The sequence below is a fragment of the Alicyclobacillus sp. SO9 genome, assembly GCF_016406125.1.
Lineage (GTDB): Bacteria > Bacillota > Bacilli > Alicyclobacillales > Alicyclobacillaceae > SO9.
Genome location: NZ_CP066339.1, coordinates 2,314,685 through 2,331,607 on the forward strand (window position 1 = coordinate 2,314,685; position 16,923 = coordinate 2,331,607).

Annotated in this window: 20 protein-coding genes and 1 riboswitch; of the genes, 17 read left to right on the top strand and 3 right to left on the bottom strand. The window is 49.3% G+C overall.

Annotated features, from left to right (window positions below):
- Positions 1-31: 31 nt before the first annotated feature.
- The 4 genes from GI364_RS10445 to GI364_RS10460 all read left to right on the top strand — a co-directional run bounded on the left by GI364_RS10445 (position 32) and on the right by GI364_RS10460 (position 4,143).
- Positions 32-793 carry a 3-hydroxyacyl-CoA dehydrogenase gene (locus tag GI364_RS10445; protein WP_198853508.1) on the top strand — a complete coding sequence of 254 codons (762 nt, stop codon included), beginning with the start codon at positions 32-34 and terminating at the stop codon, positions 791-793.
- 229 nt (positions 794-1,022) lie between these two features.
- Positions 1,023-2,168 (top strand): acyl-CoA dehydrogenase family protein, encoded by a 1,146-nt coding sequence (locus GI364_RS10450; protein ID WP_198853509.1) that lies wholly within the window; start codon positions 1,023-1,025, stop codon positions 2,166-2,168.
- Between the two features lie 35 nt (positions 2,169-2,203).
- Positions 2,204-3,253, top strand: coding sequence for a CaiB/BaiF CoA transferase family protein (locus tag GI364_RS10455; RefSeq protein WP_198853510.1), 1,050 nt, complete (start codon positions 2,204-2,206; stop codon positions 3,251-3,253).
- Between the two features lie 59 nt (positions 3,254-3,312).
- Positions 3,313-4,143 (top strand): aldo/keto reductase, encoded by an 831-nt coding sequence (locus GI364_RS10460; RefSeq protein ID WP_198853511.1) that lies wholly within the window; start codon positions 3,313-3,315, stop codon positions 4,141-4,143.
- A gap of 223 nt (positions 4,144-4,366) precedes the next feature.
- Here the strand turns inward: GI364_RS10460 and GI364_RS10465 are convergent, their stop codons facing one another.
- A complete protein-coding gene (locus GI364_RS10465; RefSeq protein WP_233096098.1) occupies positions 4,367-4,777 on the bottom strand; it encodes an acyl-CoA thioesterase in 411 nt (136 codons plus the stop codon).
- 213 nt (positions 4,778-4,990) lie between these two features.
- Between GI364_RS10465 and GI364_RS10470 the strand changes: the two genes are divergently transcribed.
- Both GI364_RS10470 and GI364_RS10475 read left to right on the top strand, forming a co-directional pair.
- Positions 4,991-6,031 carry a M23 family metallopeptidase gene (locus GI364_RS10470; protein WP_233096099.1) on the top strand — a complete coding sequence of 347 codons (1,041 nt, stop codon included), beginning with the start codon at positions 4,991-4,993 and terminating at the stop codon, positions 6,029-6,031.
- 60 nt (positions 6,032-6,091) lie between these two features.
- The gene (locus tag GI364_RS10475; RefSeq protein WP_198853512.1) at positions 6,092-6,319 is read left to right on the top strand and encodes a hypothetical protein; all 228 of its coding nucleotides are present in this window, start codon (positions 6,092-6,094) and stop codon (positions 6,317-6,319) included.
- 203 nt (positions 6,320-6,522) lie between these two features.
- Here the strand turns inward: GI364_RS10475 and GI364_RS10480 are convergent, their stop codons facing one another.
- Positions 6,523-6,960, bottom strand: a complete 438-nt coding sequence (locus tag GI364_RS10480) for a hypothetical protein (RefSeq protein ID WP_198853513.1) — start codon at positions 6,958-6,960, stop codon at positions 6,523-6,525.
- Between the two features lie 165 nt (positions 6,961-7,125).
- On the opposite strand from GI364_RS10480, the gene GI364_RS10485 reads away from it, so the two are divergent.
- The 8 genes from GI364_RS10485 (at position 7,126) to GI364_RS10520 (ending at position 12,439) form a co-directional block, all read left to right on the top strand.
- Entirely contained in the window at positions 7,126-7,614 is a 489-nt protein-coding gene (locus GI364_RS10485) for an acyl-CoA thioesterase (protein WP_233096100.1), read from the top strand.
- Positions 7,615-7,865: 251 nt separating this feature from the next.
- A riboswitch (cyclic di-AMP (ydaO/yuaA leader) is annotated at positions 7,866-7,998 on the top strand.
- Between the two features lie 91 nt (positions 7,999-8,089).
- Positions 8,090-8,233, top strand: coding sequence for a hypothetical protein (locus GI364_RS10490; protein WP_198853514.1), 144 nt, complete (start codon positions 8,090-8,092; stop codon positions 8,231-8,233).
- Between the two features lie 258 nt (positions 8,234-8,491).
- Positions 8,492-8,833, top strand: coding sequence for a 50S ribosomal protein L19 (gene rplS / locus GI364_RS10495; RefSeq protein WP_198853515.1), 342 nt, complete (start codon positions 8,492-8,494; stop codon positions 8,831-8,833).
- Between the two features lie 196 nt (positions 8,834-9,029).
- Positions 9,030-9,920, top strand: coding sequence for a ribosome biogenesis GTPase YlqF (ylqF, locus tag GI364_RS10500; RefSeq protein WP_198853516.1), 891 nt, complete (start codon positions 9,030-9,032; stop codon positions 9,918-9,920).
- Between the two features lie 253 nt (positions 9,921-10,173).
- Positions 10,174-10,857 carry a ribonuclease HII gene (locus GI364_RS10505; RefSeq protein WP_198853517.1) on the top strand — a complete coding sequence of 228 codons (684 nt, stop codon included), beginning with the start codon at positions 10,174-10,176 and terminating at the stop codon, positions 10,855-10,857.
- Positions 10,850-11,806, top strand: a complete 957-nt coding sequence (locus GI364_RS10510) for a hypothetical protein (RefSeq protein WP_198853518.1) — start codon at positions 10,850-10,852, stop codon at positions 11,804-11,806. The genes GI364_RS10505 and GI364_RS10510 overlap by 8 nt, the downstream gene beginning before the upstream one ends.
- Positions 11,803-12,060 carry an EscU/YscU/HrcU family type III secretion system export apparatus switch protein gene (locus GI364_RS10515; protein WP_198853519.1) on the top strand — a complete coding sequence of 86 codons (258 nt, stop codon included), beginning with the start codon at positions 11,803-11,805 and terminating at the stop codon, positions 12,058-12,060. Before GI364_RS10510 ends, GI364_RS10515 begins: the two co-directional genes overlap by 4 nt.
- The gene (locus GI364_RS10520) at positions 12,029-12,439 is read left to right on the top strand and encodes a YraN family protein (RefSeq protein ID WP_198853520.1); all 411 of its coding nucleotides are present in this window, start codon (positions 12,029-12,031) and stop codon (positions 12,437-12,439) included. The genes GI364_RS10515 and GI364_RS10520 overlap by 32 nt, the downstream gene beginning before the upstream one ends.
- A 46-nt stretch (positions 12,440-12,485) precedes the next feature.
- Here GI364_RS10520 and GI364_RS10525 read toward each other — a convergent pair whose 3' ends face one another.
- Positions 12,486-13,973 (bottom strand): YifB family Mg chelatase-like AAA ATPase, encoded by a 1,488-nt coding sequence (locus tag GI364_RS10525; protein WP_198853521.1) that lies wholly within the window; start codon positions 13,971-13,973, stop codon positions 12,486-12,488.
- Between the two features lie 133 nt (positions 13,974-14,106).
- On the opposite strand from GI364_RS10525, the gene GI364_RS10530 reads away from it, so the two are divergent.
- The 3 genes from GI364_RS10530 (at position 14,107) to sucD (ending at position 16,814) form a co-directional block, all read left to right on the top strand.
- Complete coding sequence (locus GI364_RS10530) at positions 14,107-14,499, top strand: hypothetical protein (protein ID WP_198853522.1); 393 nt, start codon at positions 14,107-14,109, stop codon at positions 14,497-14,499.
- Between the two features lie 246 nt (positions 14,500-14,745).
- Positions 14,746-15,900 (top strand): ADP-forming succinate--CoA ligase subunit beta, encoded by a 1,155-nt coding sequence (gene sucC / locus GI364_RS10535; RefSeq protein WP_198853960.1) that lies wholly within the window; start codon positions 14,746-14,748, stop codon positions 15,898-15,900.
- 11 nt (positions 15,901-15,911) lie between these two features.
- Entirely contained in the window at positions 15,912-16,814 is a 903-nt protein-coding gene (gene sucD, locus GI364_RS10540; RefSeq protein ID WP_198853523.1) for a succinate--CoA ligase subunit alpha, read from the top strand.
- The last annotated feature ends 109 nt before the right edge of the window (positions 16,815-16,923 follow it).

Here is a 16,923-nt window from a genome sequence, read left to right on the forward strand (position 1 = left end):
AGGTTTGACGGAAGATGAAAGGGCGATAAGCATGCACTTAAACGGAAAAACTTTTTTGGTTACCGGCGGAGGTTCAGGGCTAGGCGCTGCTACTGTCAGAATGCTAAGAGAAAATATGGGGAATGTCATGATTCTGGACATTAACGAAACGGCTGGAGACAGTACAGCAAAAGAGACAGGAGCACTTTTTCTTAAGACAGATGTCACAGATGAGCGGGATGTAGAAGAAGCTGTACACGCAGCTGAGGAACGCTTTGGCAGCCTTCATGGAGTGGTCAATTGTGCAGGACTGGGGACAGGCGAGAAAGTGATTACAAAGCATGGCCCCCATTCCTTAGATATGTTTGCAAAGACAATACAGGTGAACTTGATTGGAACCTTTAACGTCATTCGAATTGCTGCAAATGCAATGGTTAGGAATGAGCCGAATGAGGACGGGGAGCGCGGAGTGATTGTCAACACTGCGTCTGTGGCCGCATTCGACGGACAAATTGGTCAAGCTGCATATTCTGCGTCCAAAGGGGGTATTGTCGGAATGACCTTGCCGATTGCTCGAGAACTTGCCAGATACGGGGTGCGCGTGATGAGTGTTGCCCCAGGTATCTTTGATACCCCGATGCTTGCAAGTCTACCCGATGCAGCGCGAGAAAGCCTAGGTACCCAGGTCCCCTTTCCATCAAGACTGGGTCGTCCGGACGAGTATGCGGAACTGGTCCGCAGCATCTTTACCAATTGTATGTTAAACGGCGAAGTCATTCGACTCGATGGAGCCATCCGTATGGCGCCACGCTAGCGGGCGATAGCGTATGCAACAGTCACTTTCCCAGTCTATTGCATCTCTACAACTTAGCAATGTCAAGACTTATTTTTAAGTAACAGTTACAACGACTTCCACTTACTGAGACTTTCCGTAACGACGATTAATATTACAACAATTAATATTACGACGATTGGTATTACGGAGAGTTGCTATTACAAAGAATGACTGTACCTGGATTTCTGCTATCGAGAGGAGTGGCTGCATGGATCATCCTTACCTAACACAAGAACACGACATGTTTCGGCGGGCCCTGCGTAAATTTCTGGAACAAGAGGCTGTTCCCAATTTCGATAAATGGGAGGAGGACAGGCTGATTCCGAGAGATTTCTGGAAAAAACTCGGCAGTCAAGGGTATCTTTGCCCAACCGTACCTGAACAGTACGGCGGAGCTGGTGTTGATTTTTCTTTCTCAGTTGTCGTCAATGAAGAACTGGAACGAGTCGGCTCGAGTCTTGTAGGCATCGGATTGCACAGCGATATCGTAGTCCCCTACTTGCTCAGTTATGGTACAGAAGCACAGAAAAACAAATGGCTGCCTGGATGCCTGAGCGGTGACGTGATTACGGCAGTTGCCATGACCGAGCCCGCTGCAGGGTCTGACTTGGCGGGAATTAAGACAACCGCTGTGAGGGACGGGGATAGTTATGTGCTAAACGGATCGAAAACGTTTATCACAAATGGCATACAAGCCGACTTGATTTTGGTAGCGTGCAAAACAGATGTGAATGCGACCCCGCCGCATTCGGGCATCAGTCTGATTTGGGTGGAAAGAGATACACCTGGCTTCAGTCGCGGTAAAAAGCTGGACAAAGTTGGACAACACGGTCAGGACACGGCTGAGTTGTATTTCGATGACTGCCGTGTCCCGGCTCTTAACGTGCTTGGGGAAGAGGGTAGAGGATTTGCATACATGTCCGATAAACTTCAGCAGGAACGGTTGATTGTCAGCATTGCAGCACAGGTCAGTGCCGAGCAGACACTGCACGATACAATCGAATATGTGCAGCAGCGAACCGCCTTTGGGAAGCCCATTTCAAAGTTTCAGAATACTCGCTTTCGGTTAGCGGAAATGGCTACAGAGGTGGACATTGGAAGAAACTACATTGAACAACTGGTGAGCCGTCACATTGCCGGAGAAGACGTGGTCACTGAGGTTTCGATGGCCAAGTGGTGGATTACTGAAATGGCAAAACGGATTGTCGACGGATGTATGCAGCTGTTTGGAGGATATGGCTATATGGAGGAGTACGCCATTGCCCGGCGCTATCGGGATATTCCAGTGATGCGCGTGTACGCCGGGACAAACGAAATCATGAAGACGATTATTGCAAAAAGGATTGGGCTTTAGTTTCACCGTGAGAGAGTAGGAGCGGAGGTGCGAAGATGGCTGATTTTTTAACCGGAACGCGTATCATTGACATGACTCGTCTCTTGCCAGGCCCATATGCTACATTACGGCTCGCTGAAATGGGAGCCGAGGTGATTAAGGTAGAAGACATAAACTGGCGCGATCCCGCACGGTATACAGGCCCCGCAGACGAGTCTGGCAAAGGGTTAGTTTTCTTGGCAAACCACCGTGGCAAGGAAAGTGTCACGATTGACATTCAATCGGCAGCGGGTCATGAGCAGTTGCTGCAGTTAATACAATCTGCTGATGTACTCATGGAGGGGTTTCGCCCCGGCAGGATGAAACAGTTTGGCTTGGACTATGAAACACTGCGTCAATCCAACCCACGACTCATTTTGTGTTCCTTAACTGGTTATGGCCAGCACGGTCCTCTGTCTCAAACAGCAGGTCATGACCTCAACTATATGGCGGTTAGCGGTCTGCTGTCCCTGATGGCGGGTCCAAACAGCACGCCGCACCCGCCATCTGTTCAACTCGCCGATATGATTGGTGGCATGGCTGCTTCAGAGGCTGTGCTAGCAGCCTTGATTGAACGACATCGGACAGGGCAGGGCAGACACATCGATATCAGTATGACGGCTGCACTTCTTGGGCTGTTGCCTGTACACACGGCCGTTGCGTCTTCGCGTCTGGGCGAATATGGAATTGAAGAACTGACAGGGAGCCGTGTGTGTTACGGGATTTATCAGACTAAAGATGCAAAGTATATGGCACTCGGGGCATTGGAACCAAAGTTTTGGAGAGCGTTTTGCGAAAACGTCCATCACGCAGAATGGGTTCCCAAACAGTTCGAACAAGCTGTTAATGGAAATGCTGTCTACGAGGAAATCAAGGCAGCGTTTCTGAATCGGACAGAAGCTGAGTGGAGGGAGTTCGCCGCTAACGTAGATTGCTGCCTCAGTCCAGTACACAACCTCCCCAATGCTCTTGCACAGGCGGAAGCTTCACAGTTAACTTACTTCATTCGGGAAGGACAGTCGGCCTTTACGAGTATAGCCACCGCAGCAGGCGGGATAGAACTGTGAAGCTTCTTTGAGAGAAGTGTATAATGGTGTCTTGAAAATGATTTGCAGGGAGGTATTTCATGGTTGCCAAAAACATCGCAGACGCAGTAGTACTTAACAATGGTGTTGAGATGCCGTGGACTGGGCTTGGAGTATACAAGACGAAAGACGGGGAAGAAGTTCACAATGCGGTACGGTACGCACTTGAAGCGGGATACAGACATATTGATACGGCGGCCTTCTATGAAAATGAGGTTGGAGTAGGGCAAGCCATTAAAGACTCCGGGTATAAGCGGGAAGAGTTATTTATCACGACGAAGCTTTGGAACAATGAACAGGGCTACGAGAGTACGCTGAAGGCCTTTGAGGAGAGCCGCAGGAAACTGGGGCTGGATTACGTCGATTTGTATTTGATTCATTGGCCTGGAAAGGACAAATACAAAGAGACATGGCGGGCCTTTGAAAAACTGTACGAAGACGGTTATCTGAAGGCTGTTGGTGTCAGTAACTTTCAAATTCATCACCTGGAAAACTTAATGGCTGAGGCCAAGGTTGTGCCTGCTGTCAACCAAGTAGAGTGTCATCCTTTGTTGACGCAAAAAGACCTGCATCAGTTCTGCCGTGACAAAGGCATTCAGTTGGAAGCCTGGAGTCCGATTATGAGAGGGAATCTGGATGAAACTGCTTTGGTTGAACTGGCAAAGCAGTACGAGCGCACGCCTGCACAAATCGTCTTGCGCTGGCACCTGCAAAACGAAATTGTGATTATCCCAAAATCGGTCCGGCAGGCTCGCATCGCTGAAAATGCAAACTTGTTTGATTTCGAACTGTCAGCGGCAGACATGGCGAAAATTGATGCACTCAATCAAAACAAGAGGTTTGGGCCTCATCCGGATGAATTTCTGTTTTAACTGTTTGTAACCGGCGATTGTCCAACCATTTTGAACCAACAGGTCTGTCGCCAGTTGCCTTAGAGGGCTAAGGCACAGCCTCTGGATTCGAACTATATGGAAAGTACCTGTCACAGGTGTTACCTCAACCATCGAGTGTCAAGGTACTTTCCTGTGTCCTGGTGCATACCTGGGTGTTGAGTTGTTTCTTCATTTGACTCAGTCATTTAGCTGACTCAGTCATTTAGCCAGCGCCATGGATGCACTTGCGAATGACGTCAGGGACTCGTGTTTTTCGATGTGTGTCCGGATTTGTCGTTACGATTACGAGTGACGCGTCAAGAACTTTGTCTCCCCGTTGGTTTACGATGAGTTGTTCCATGGTGAGGCTCGTATTACCAACGCTAACAAGACGCGATTTGATTGTCAGTCGGTCATTTTGAACTGCTTCACGATGGTAGTTTGCACTAATATGGACAACGACGGTGACGATGCCTTCTCTCTTCAACACGTCGTAGTCCAGTCGATTTTGTTCAAACCATTCCTCTCGTCCCCATTCCAAATACTCAAGGTATTTCGCATTGTTCACATGTCCATTAACATCAATTTCAGTGGAGCGAACTTGAATGGTAATCTGACATTGCCAATCATCCAAACCAGAGACCTCCTCAAGCAGCAAATTGCCAAAACCATTAAACCGTAAATAGAAGGTTTGTTCAAGCGACCTGTCAGCAATGTCTACATGCGATGTTACATGCAATGTGTGAGCACAGTTCGTGCAGTGAACTGGGAGAATACTTCATCGTTTCTGCGGACACGGTATAGGTATCGCGAAGTGCGGTGACTTTTTCCCGGAGGGACAGCAGCTATGAAAAGACCAAAACTTTTGCATACAGTTGTTGCGGCGGTAAGCCTGTTACTGGTCGCTAACACGATTCCGTCAGCGACTGTGGAGGCGCAAGTGAAAACGACCCGACACGGCCCGACTGTCACGCCGATGACATCACAGGAACAATTGAAGTCCATCTATCGAGCTGCAGGTAAAGAGTATGACATCTCCTGGGAACTCTTGGCTGCCGTCGATCGGTATGCGCAGCTTACCAAGACAAAAGCGAAGAAGCAGGCTGCTCCTTATTATGGACTGGCTCTTGAAGAAAAGGCGTGGGTGGGCGTAGACAACCCCAATTTGAGGGACGTCAATCCTGTCACGATAAAGCTGTTTCATGGTCTTGGGATGGATGCTACCGGAGACGGACTAGCTCTGCAATGGGATGAAACAGACAGGATATTTTCTTTGGCACGGTGGCTTGATACTGAGTCTGGAGAAGAAGGAATTGACAGGCTTTTGTGGGATTTGTTCCAGGATCCCGTTGCCATGGACCGCGTCTTCGCCTTTCAGCGAATTTTTGAGGCCTTTGGCTTGAACCCAAAAGGACACTGTTTTCCTGTAGCAAAACGCTACAATTACACAGTTAAGCACACTTTTGGAGCAGGAAGAAGTTACGGAGGCCGCCGAATTCACGAAGGTGTCGATATTTTTGCAAACTACGGGACTCCAGTACTTGCATGCAGTCACGGTTATGTTGAGTTAATCGGCTGGAACCGCTTTGGCGGCTGGCGCATTGGAATCAGGGATGCGGATAACAAATACTACTACTACGCCCATTTGTCTCGTTATCCTAAAGGCTTACAACGAGGGGATTTGGTACGTCCTGGTCAAGTCATAGGTTACGTTGGAAGCACTGGCTACGGACCACCTGGAACCAGCGGCAAGTTTCCTCCTCATCTTCATTTTGGCATCTATAAGCATTCAGGAACAGGAGAATGGTCCTACAGTCCATCAAGACAACTGTCCCAGTGGGAGCGATTGCCACAGAAAATTCTTCAACCCCCGTCTTCCAAATCTTGAAGTTCGGTGTCAATATCCGTACAATAATGGAGGACATTCTGGGAGAGGGGAATGAACGTCTTGAAAAAATTAACTACGTTCATCATTGCCTCAGCAGTCTTTGAAATTATTGCTCTAGTACTTATTGGCAAGCAGGCGAGTCACTGGATACTTGATGCAATTGTTGCTCTAGTGCTGCTCTACTTGGCTGTCATGGCACTTGCGGGATGGAGGAAACAGGTTAAGATTGACCTTCCTCAAGTGCAGAAGGGCCGAATTGTGAAAAAACGGCACTGGCGAATGTTTTAGGCGGCTGTTAGAAGGGTAAGTGCATTAAAGTCAGTGGTAAGTACCACAAATGGGAAGGATAATGACGGGATTTTGGTCATTCCTTCCCATTTTCTCTGTTCGTCATCTTTTCTTGCTCAGCGTTGCCTGCTCAACAGTATGGTCTGAGGAAGTTGCGGATGGATGTATGACATAGCGTCTTCTAACAGTTCAAGCATCAGAGGCTAGTGCGGTCGCGTCTTTGTCGCTTGAATCTCTACAAGAGTGTCCAGTAAATGGTCAGCTTGGGTTAGTGCTGCTGCTTCTTTCAACGCCACGGCTCGAAGATACTCTTGGTAGCCTGTACCGGGTTGCTCCGTTATATCGGAGGTCATGTCTTCCGTGGCGACACGCGACTGCAACAGTTCCTGTACTGTGTTGTATGCATATTGAAGCTTGTCTCGGATGGCACCCGCTTCCATCTGATTTTGAAGGACTGTGTTCAATTGTTGTGAAAGCTGCTCCAGTAAAGCTGCGGTTGAATGAGTTATTTCGCTGACTTGTTCAGTCTGGTTTTGCTCTGCCGGTGAAAAGTCGTACCACGAACTAGTCACTTCGGCTGCCTGTTTTTCAAGTTGCTGTACTTGTGCAGCTAAGTGTACAATTTCGTCAAGTGCTTCCATGGACCCCATCCTTTCACATTGCGCAGACTTTATTTAATGCAACCGAACTTGGAATTTTCAGTGTTGCTTTAGGGTTTATGTTTCGCAAGCGCAGCGCAGTCTATACCATAGACGGGCCCTAACTAAGAAAAGAGGTGTAGAGCCTTGCAGAAGGAGGTACCGCCTGTGGAGGGCAAACCAGTCAGTGCTTCACGAACAATCATGACGGATATTGTATTGCCGTCAGATACGAATACCTACGGAACCATTTTTGGCGGAAGGGTAATGGCGTACGTAGATAAATTGGCCAGCATCGCGAGCATGAGGCATGCTCGTAAACCGGTTGTAACAGCTTCAAGTGACAGTCTTGATTTTCTGGGCCCCGTCACGGTTGGTGAAGCTATCCGTTTAGAAGGGTTTGTAACTTGGACCCACCACACTTCGATGGAAGTATACGTGAAGATAGAAGCTGAGAACTTGATGACGGGAGAGGTTAACCTCACTGCCGCGTCATATCTCACATTTGTTGCGCTCGGACCAGATGGGCGTCCTGACATCGTACCACCCGTGATACCCGAGACCGATGCGGAACGATGGCACTACGATACCGCTTCGCGTCGCTATGAAATTCGCAAACGCCGAAAACTGGAACGTTCTCAGGGGTTGGGGCACTAAGTCACTAGCGTAACTGCAAATCGTTTTCTGGAAAGCTGCATTTTACGTCAGCTTAGTTTTACGTCAACTAAGTGGTCTGCCGAAGGCAGTGTTAAACCACCTCAAAAGTATCATTATTAGAACTTCAAAATTATTTAGGAACATTCTGGTGCCGCATTGAATCAGTCTTTTGGCGAACTGAACAGGGTGTAAGAAATTAGACACATGCAGTCCGGTTGCATATAGGGCGGAAGTACTGTAAAATGAATTACGTAAACAAATCGCTGAGTTCCAGTGGAAGCGGAGAACCCAATCAGTCGGGGTGAATCGTGGATAAAACCATGTAGGGATCTGACCTACTCCCGAACCCGTCAGCTAACTCCGTAAGCGTGTAGGTGCCAAAAAGACATTGTACGACAGGTCAACCGTACAAAAGTCAAACAGCATTTTGGCTCAATTGGAACCCGCGAATTCTTCTGAACAGGGGGAATTGGCAATGAAGAAGCAACCCGAGCTACCCGACTTTGTTCGTGACCTGGAAATTGTTCAATCGCTGAATCGACGTATGATGGGAACGAAGGATTTGTCTGAGGATCGTAAGGTTAAGGAAGACCCAGAGATTTCAGACACTTCTATGTAAAGTTCCGTATTGGTAAGGGGCTGTTCTGCCGGCCAGCTTGAATGGTCGAGGACAGCCCTCTTTTTAGCTGTTCCAAAATGCCCCGCAGTCACTGCTGACTTCCTTGCATTGCAATGGTCTCGGGGACGGGTATCAAATTTGCTCAAGGTTGAAAAAGGCTGTTGCAGCCTGTTTATCCATTATGGTACAATACTCGCCGTGACTACAGTGGTCCTCTGCCGCAGCACGGTACGAACACTTGCGGAAGGAGGCCGACATATGGACATTTTACGTGAAATCACGCAAGATCAGCTGCGTACTGACATCCCCACTTTTCGCCCTGGCGATACCGTTCGAGTACACGTTAAGGTGCGAGAGGGTCAACGCGAACGTATTCAGGTATTTGAAGGCGTCGTAATTCGCCGCCGAGGCGGTGGAGTCAGTGAGACGTACACAGTTCGTAAGGTATCTTACGGCGTTGGGGTAGAACGAACCTTTCCAATTCATTCGCCGAACATAGCCAAGATCGAAGTGATGCGAAGAGGTAAGGTCAGACGCGCGAAGCTGTATTACTTGCGCCAACTGTCCGGTAAGGCCGCTAGAATTAAAGAAATTCGTTAGTCGTGATTGCGGGGGGTCCGAACACTGGATCCCCCGCGATTTTTAACTAAATTGCTTGCACGTTCCTTCGTCTGCTGACAGGATTGCACGAGGGAGTTTAAACACACGAGTTTGATGTTTGGATACATAGTGTTATTTGACTGAACGATGGCGACATATCGAAGACAAATGGACTTCAACTGGATAGGTGATTGCAGTGCAGCAGATACATTGGTTCCCTGGTCACATGGCAAAAGCTCGCCGACAAATGCAGGAAGTGATAAAGCGAGTTGACGTCGTTTTGGAGTTGGTTGACGCCAGACTCCCTCTCGCCAGCAGTAATCCGCTGATTGCTGAATTGGCAGGCTCCAAACCAAGGGTTCAGATTTTAACGAGAATTGATTTGGCCGACGAAAAACAGACTTCAGCGTGGGAGAAGTACTTTCAGGAGTCTGGCTATTCCTGCCTGCCCGTAGACGCAAAAAGTGGTAAGGGAATACAGCGCCTTTTACCTTTGCTGGAGACTATCCTGAAGGACAAGAGGCTCCGGGACGCGAAGAGAGGCATTCGACCCCGCCCTTTTCGCGCAATGGTGGCGGGAATTCCGAATGTTGGAAAGTCATCTTTTATCAATCGAATGGCACGAAAAGCGTCTACTAAAACAGGCGATAGACCAGGTGTGACAAAAACTCAGCAGTGGATTCGCCTTGGCGAGATTGAATTGTTGGATACGCCTGGTGTACTGTGGCCAAAACTGGACAATCAAGTGGCTGCGCACAAACTGGCAGTCAGTGGTGCAATCAAATCTGATATTCTGGATGCTCAAGAACTTGCAGCTTTTTTCATTGTTTGGGCCGGCAATCATTACCCAAGTGCGCTTCTAGACCGCTATCAAGTGACGGCACCGATAGGTGTACAATGGACGTCAGCGGGAGAAGTGTGGTCTGAAGTAGAGCCTGTTTTGGAAGCTATCGCCGAGAAGAGAGGATTGCTTGGCGGCAGGGGAGTAATGGATTTAGAGCGTGCCGCAAGCCTTGTAGTCAGGGAACTTCAAACAGGACAATTAGGGCGTATGAGTTTGGAATGGCCCAGTGAACTGGGCGTGTAATACAGAAGAGACGCCGTATGAAAGTGGTTCGAGCCCCCTCATATCATACATAAAAGTGGTTTAGTGAAGTGTTTTTGCAGTGTCTTCGTATTGGGGAGGACATGAGTACTTCACACAAAGCGAAGCGTATATGCTTTTAAGACTAGAATTCTTCCGTACATTCTAGCCAACGGACAAAGCCGCAGGTAGACTGTACATGTATTTGTGTGAGACAGTGAACCAACAGCCGAGTTTTATGAAATGGAGGTGAAAGGTGTTGAAAGAATTGGACACTGATTTCAGTGCAACCTTCTGGGATGTAGAGAACTCTTTAGCCGGAGAAGGGCACGTAGTTGCAGGCGTCGACGAAGTGGGACGGGGGTGTTTGGCTGGCCCTGTATTTGCTGCAGCAGTCGTTCTTGGAAGCCAATCTGAATTGTGGCACGGATTAAACGATTCCAAAAAGCTCAGCAAATCTCGGCGAGAAACACTCTATCAACTGATTGTCGACAATGCGGCGGGCATTGGCATTGGTGTGGCTGAGGTCTCAGAAATTGAGGAGTTAAACATCTTACATGCTTCAAGGCTGGCAATGGCCAGAGCAATTCGTGCCTTGCAGATACGACTAGCCCAAGAACTTCACATTCTATTGGTCGACGGAACCTATGAGCCCTTGTGGCAAGAGGGTCCAATTGTCGCCCCCAGTGAAACAGTCATTGACGGCGACGCAAAGTGTCCATCCATTTCAGCAGCTTCAATTGTTGCCAAAGTTGCTCGAGACAGGTTTATGGGGACCTTGGCAAATGAGTACCCGGCATACGGATTTGAGCGCAATGTGGGCTACGGAACCAAAGAGCATCTGGCTGCGTTGCAGAAGTATGGCCCGTGCATACATCACCGCCGAAGCTTTCGACCTGTGGCTCAACACTTGCAATCTGAGTTGAAGCTATATGGATAATCCACGCATTCCGCAGTCGACTCATCCACCTCTAAAGCCAATTCAGACGGGAAACAAGTCTTCGGCAGCTACACCACACGGAAGTGCACCAACCGAATCTACGACGACGGCAGCGGGCGGTGTTAAAGGCAAACCAGTTAGCAAGGCGGATTTCGCGAGTATTGGAGACGCTGTAATCCAGGACATGACTGACTTACTTCCGCTGCAAGTTCTGTCATCTCCCGCGATGCGGCAAGCTGAGTGGGCATGGAGACAGATTATTAGTGACGTCTTGGCAAAGTGGGCCGTCCGAGAATCCCAACTGAGCCAGTTCTATGGCCGGCTAGGGCAGATTCAAAATCAGCAGCAGGGTATGCCTGCTCAGCTTGCAGAGAATGTCATGCGAGAGTGGTGGCAGACGTTGTCAATGTGGGGAAAGTCGTCCCAAAGAAACGGCATGAGCTCCGGTTTTTCCCGCACTGCAGTGTCAGAGGGACAGCCGCTGCCGCAGGGAAACTACGGACTTCTCCCGTTTTCACAGGTTACATCCAAAATGCTTCATGAATTGCCCGGTCCCGCTAAGCATGCAGTGCTGTTGGATAGAATTCTAAGTGCAGTGTCTTCAGAAACCCTGTCCCAGGTGGGAAGCGGAGTATTTTTTCCACCGGTGCCTCTGCAAGAGAGGGGTCAGGAACCCGTTCATTGGTCAGCCGAGCGAACCGTTCGACTTAATCGCCATGGACAACGGCTCGACAGACTGTCAATTCAGTTTTCTCTCCACGACTGGCCAGTAGAGATTGTGTTTCTTACGGCGAAGCCAACTTTGTATGTGCATGTTCGCAGTGACCATCCAAACATTCAGAAACTAACTTCATCTATGCAACCCGTCCTGTTCGAACATCTTCAGGAGAACGGTTGGCGATTGGAACAATGGAGCGTTTCCCAATGGACCAAGGGGGATGAAGAATGAAGAAAAAGGCAGTTGCACTTCGATACGAGCGAACTCGGGACCTTGCACCAAAAGTAGTTGCAAAAGGTGCTGGTAAAGTGGCGGAACGAATTGTAAGGACGGCGAAAGATGCAAACGTTACCGTGTATGAGGACGAACATTTGGCACAATTGCTCATGGGACTTGAACTTGACAGTGTAATTCCCGAAGACATGTATCAAGCTGTTGCGGAGGTCCTGTCGTATGTCTATCAGGCCGGAACAGGAAAGTCGTAGGAAGGCAGTTGGGCACTTTGGTGAGCAGGTTGCTGCACAATACCTGGATCGGACCTTAGGATGGAATCTCTTGTACCAGAATTGGCGATGCAGGGAGGGCGAAATTGACATCGTAGCTGTCGATAAAGGGTTATTGGTGGCCGTTGAAGTCAGGACGCGACGAACCCTCCACAGCGGATCACCTGTAGAATCGGTTGATGTTGCAAAGCAACGTCAACTTTTGAGAGTCACTCGACGGTTGTTGACAGATCCTAGGGTTCTTGGTCTACAACGGTCTCATTGCGAAATACCGGTCCGAATTGATGTGATTGGCCTCTTTTTATCCTCAAGCACAGTCCAACAGTTTGTTCACATTCGAAATGCCGTAGAGGCATCCTAAGGGGTTCCACTCCTATGCATCAACTTACTGTGTGCACAGACCGCAGTTAGATTTTGAATCCCATTCGTAGAGCGGCTGCTTCTTCTACGTGCTCGATAGATACCCGTTCCTCTCCTTCAACCGCTGCGATGCTCTGTGCCACGTGCTCGATTGACGCAATTCCCCGCTTTGACACATGCAGTTTATCTTCCATTCGCTGAAGCAGTGCTTGCGCCTGCCTGGTAAAGTCAAAAAGCAGTGTTTTCTCAAGAAAATTCGACGAAGATTGCAGGGTTCTGTGTTGTTTTCGCAGTAACAGATTTTGTGCTTGAACCACTTGCTGTCGTAAGGTCTTGGATGGCTCTCCTTGTGCTTTGTCTACTGTATCCTGCCGAGGGGGAATGGACAAGACCATATCAATTCTGTCCAACAATGGACCAGAGAGAGTCGACCAATAGCGGGTTACATCCCGCTCGGTGCAACGGCAACTTGTGCTGCCGTAGTAACCGCACGAACACGGGTTTAGAGTTCCTATCAGCTGAAAGTTTGCTGGCAACACGGTGTGATGCCCGCCCCGCGACAGGCGGATTTGTTTGTGAACCAGCGGTTCCCGGAGCGCTTCCAACGTTTTTTTACGGAATTCCAGCAATTCATCTAGGACCAATATGCCGTGGTGAGCAAGCGTGACTTCACCTGGCTGTATGAAGTTTCCGCCGCCAATGAGTCCTGTGGTAGTGAGTGAGTGGTGAGGCATCCGAAGCGGCGGTCGGTGGCTTGGCATGGTTTTGATTCCGGCAGATTGAAGAATTGCGTAGGACTCAATGGCCTCTTCATCAGAAATCCCAGGAAGAATAGTGGCGAAGCGTTCTGCCAGCATCGTTTTCCCGCAACCTGGAGGCCCGACAATGAGCGTATGATGCTTGCCAGCAGCGGCAATCATTAAAGCTCTTTTTATGTTCGTTAAGCCGACCACGTCCTGCATATCCTGCTTACTATCCGAATCGTGGAAAAGGGTGTTGGAAAATTGTAATATTCGTGCCGGGCTGGGAGACACTAAGTCGTCAATGAGTTCCTGCAGGGTACTGACCACGTGCCACCTGAGGGGAGGAATCTTTAATCCAGCAGCGGCTTGTTCTGAGGAAAAGTAAAGGCTGTTCACTGCGTTTCTTCTCAACTCAAGGGCTAAATTGATGATGCCGTCGACGGGAACGATTTTGCCCGACAACCCAAGTTCTCCGCAGAAAGCGGTTCGCAAAGCCGGCTGGTTGGGGATTTGCAAGGATGCCCTTAGGATGGCTACCGCAATAGCCAGGTCCAAACCCGCTCCGCGTTTGCGAACACTGGCCGGCCATAGATTTACGGTAATTCGCTGTTGCGGAAACTCCATGCCTGAATTTCGAATTGCTGACCGAATCCGGAGTTTAGATTCGGTCACAGCCGAGTCGGGCAAACCAACGATAGAAAATTGCGGGAGTCCGCGAGTCACATCCGCTTCGACCTGTACAATTTGCGCTCCAATACCGTCAAGCACAGCTCCACTAGCAGTTCCAATCATAATTTTGCCTCCTATGTGCAACATAGCAAGATTCCGTAACACTGGCCATAACCTATAGAAGAACCAAAAGCTGTATTGCAGAAACAGCGCTGACGAGGTACGATTTGTCATGAATAGGTAAGGGGTTGAGACTGTGCAAAAATCAAGGTCGGGTAAAAACAGTTTTGCTCCTCAAAAGAGTCCCGTTACAGAGTCCGGCGGTCGCGTGGTGGATTTGCAGAGATGGAAGACGAAAAAGCAGATTCAGGAACGTCGGAACAGAAGAAGGAAGCAGAGCGGACAGGGCTTGAGGGCGTTTACACTGGGGTTGATTGTGCTCGAGGCTGCCGCTGCAGCGGCTAGTATCATTCCCAACCCGTTTCAAGACCACAGCGTAATCCTTACTTGGGCAATTGCGATTGTGGCCATGGGCTCTTCGCTCTGGCTGAACGTAAGACAGGATGCCTCGGCTTCGAAAATGCTCCTTTGGAGCGCGGGCTGTGCACTTGTAGCCTTGGCGGCAGGTATGGTGAAGATGGCTTTCTAGAGTAAAGCCATCTTTTTTGTGTCCATGCCGATTTCCAGTTACATACTCACTCACCTATTTGTAAAACCCCTGAAGGTGTTCTATTCTAGATAGGGGTTGCCAGTGCAACAGGGTATGGAGTCTTTGGCAGTCGCTTGTAGAGATAAACAAATTACAGGCGGTTCGCACTTGATTCTCACCATCGGGGCCCTGATAGTGCCCGTAACGGGCGCAGGCTTTACATCTTTGTTAGGAAGGAGTCGGGGGATGAACATTCACGAGTATCAAGCAAAATCTGTCCTTGCTGGATTTGGTGTGGCAGTTCCGCAAGGCAAAGTCGCTTTCACCGTCGACGAGGCTGTTTCAGCGGCAAAGGATTTAGGCGGCAAGGGCGTTGTTAAGGCTCAGATCCATGCCGGCGGCCGTGGTAAAGCAGGCGGAGTAAAGGTATCGAAGACAATTGAAGATGTGCAAGAAAGCGCAAAGAACCTGCTTGGAAAAACCCTGGTTACACATCAAACCGGAGCACAAGGGAAAGTTGTGAAACGGTTGTTGGTGGAACAACTCACCAACATTGAAAAGGAGTACTACATAGGTCTCGTGCTGGACCGTGCACAAAGCCGTGTGGTGATGATGGCGTCAGCGGAGGGCGGCGTCGAAATCGAGGAAGTGGCTGCGAAGACGCCCGAAAAGATTTTCCGGGAGACGATTGATCCCGCAGTTGGCCTCTCCCCATATCAGGCACGTAATTTAGCGTTTTCTATCGGTATTCCTGACAAGCTTGTAAACAAGGCTGTTAAGTTCATGATGGGACTGTATGCGGCTTTTGTGGACAAGGATTGTTCGATTGCAGAAATCAATCCTCTTGTTGTTACTTCCGAGGGCGATGTGATGGCCCTGGACGCGAAACTCAACTTCGACGACAATGCGTTGTATCGCCATAAGGACATCCTGGAACTGCGCGATTTGGACGAAGAAGATGCCAAGGAAATCGAGGCATCGCGGTTCGGATTGAACTATATTGCCCTTGATGGCAATATTGGTTGCATGGTTAACGGCGCAGGCTTGGCGATGGCAACGATGGATACAATTAAATACTACGGCGGCGATCCGGCTAACTTCCTCGACGTGGGCGGCGGCGCAACCGAAGAAAATATTACCGAAGCTTTCAAAATTATTTTATCTGATGAAAAGGTTGAAGGTATTCTCGTGAATATCTTTGGCGGCATCATGAAATGTGACGTAATTGCGAACGGTGTCATTGCTGCCGCTCGTCAAGTTGGACTCGACAAACCTTTAGTTGTTCGTCTAGAAGGTACAAATGTGGATATTGGAAAGAAAATCCTGAACGAATCTGGTCTGAATATCGTTGCAGCCGACTCTTTGGCTGATGCAGCACAGCGTATCGTATCACTGGTATAGGAGGGATTCTGGTGAGCATTCTTGTCAATAAGGACACAAAAGTGATTACTCAAGGCATAACAGGCTCTCAGGGTCTGTTTCATACTCAGCAAGCGCTTCAGTATGGTACTCAAATGGTTGGCGGTGTCACCCCGGGAAAGGGCGGTACGACAGTTGAAGGTTTGCCTGTCTTCAACACTGTTGCAGAAGCCGTTGAAGCAACCGGAGCAAATGCGTCTGTCATCTATGTACCACCTGCGTTTGCAGCAGACGCCATCATGGAAGCTGTCGATGCCGAGTTAGATTTGGTCATCTGTATCACTGAGGGAATTCCCGTACTGGACATGGTGAAGGTGAAACGGTTTATGGAAGGCCGTCATACGCGCCTCATTGGTCCGAACTGTCCGGGTGTCATTACTCCAGGTGAGTGCAAAATCGGAATTATGCCGGGTTACATCCATACTCCCGGAAAAGTGGGCGTGGTATCCCGAAGCGGAACGCTGACTTATGAAGCGGTCTATCAGTTGACGGTCCGCGACATTGGTCAGTCCACTGCAGTTGGTATCGGGGGAGATCCGGTCAACGGTACGAACTTCATTGATGTACTGAAGCTCTATAACGACGATCCCGACACTGAAGCCGTCATCATGATTGGTGAAATCGGGGGTACGGCTGAAGAAGAGGCAGCAGAGTGGATTCGCGACAACATGACAAAACCGGTGGTAGGATTTATCGCAGGTGCCACGGCACCTCCGGGACGACGCATGGGCCACGCTGGAGCCATTATATCTGGGGGAAGCGGTACCGCGGATTCCAAAAAAGCCAAGATGGAAGAGTGCGGTATTCGCGTTGCTCCCACTCCGTCTGAAATGGGGTCCACTTTGGCTGCAGTGCTTGAAGAACGCGGCTTACTGGAGAAATGTAAAGTCAAATAGCGGCAGCGTTTGCTGTAAGGAGACCGTCTGGCTAAAAGGGACCGTGTTACGGTCCCTTTTCGATTTACGAGGCTGTTTTTCGTTTTGACTGCAGTATTTCCCGTTTGGT

Bases quoted from the DNA above. Each gene is read 5' to 3' on its own strand.
- GI364_RS10445 (WP_198853508.1), top strand. From the start codon at position 32: ATGCACTTAAACGGAAAAACTTTTTTGGTTACCGGCGGAGGTTCAGGG.
- GI364_RS10450 (WP_198853509.1), top strand. From the start codon at position 1,023: ATGGATCATCCTTACCTAACACAAGAACACGACATGTTTCGGCGGGCC.
- GI364_RS10455 (WP_198853510.1), top strand. From the start codon at position 2,204: ATGGCTGATTTTTTAACCGGAACGCGTATCATTGACATGACTCGTCTC.
- GI364_RS10460 (WP_198853511.1), top strand. From the start codon at position 3,313: ATGGTTGCCAAAAACATCGCAGACGCAGTAGTACTTAACAATGGTGTT.
- GI364_RS10470 (WP_233096099.1), top strand. From the start codon at position 4,991: ATGAAAAGACCAAAACTTTTGCATACAGTTGTTGCGGCGGTAAGCCTG.
- GI364_RS10480 (WP_198853513.1), bottom strand. From the start codon at position 6,960: ATGGAAGCACTTGACGAAATTGTACACTTAGCTGCACAAGTACAGCAA.
- GI364_RS10490 (WP_198853514.1), top strand. From the start codon at position 8,090: ATGAAGAAGCAACCCGAGCTACCCGACTTTGTTCGTGACCTGGAAATT.
- rplS (WP_198853515.1), top strand. From the start codon at position 8,492: ATGGACATTTTACGTGAAATCACGCAAGATCAGCTGCGTACTGACATC.
- GI364_RS10510 (WP_198853518.1), top strand. From the start codon at position 10,850: ATGGATAATCCACGCATTCCGCAGTCGACTCATCCACCTCTAAAGCCA.
- GI364_RS10515 (WP_198853519.1), top strand. From the start codon at position 11,803: ATGAAGAAAAAGGCAGTTGCACTTCGATACGAGCGAACTCGGGACCTT.
- GI364_RS10520 (WP_198853520.1), top strand. From the start codon at position 12,029: ATGTCTATCAGGCCGGAACAGGAAAGTCGTAGGAAGGCAGTTGGGCAC.
- GI364_RS10525 (WP_198853521.1), bottom strand. From the start codon at position 13,973: ATGATTGGAACTGCTAGTGGAGCTGTGCTTGACGGTATTGGAGCGCAA.
- sucC (WP_198853960.1), top strand. From the start codon at position 14,746: ATGAACATTCACGAGTATCAAGCAAAATCTGTCCTTGCTGGATTTGGT.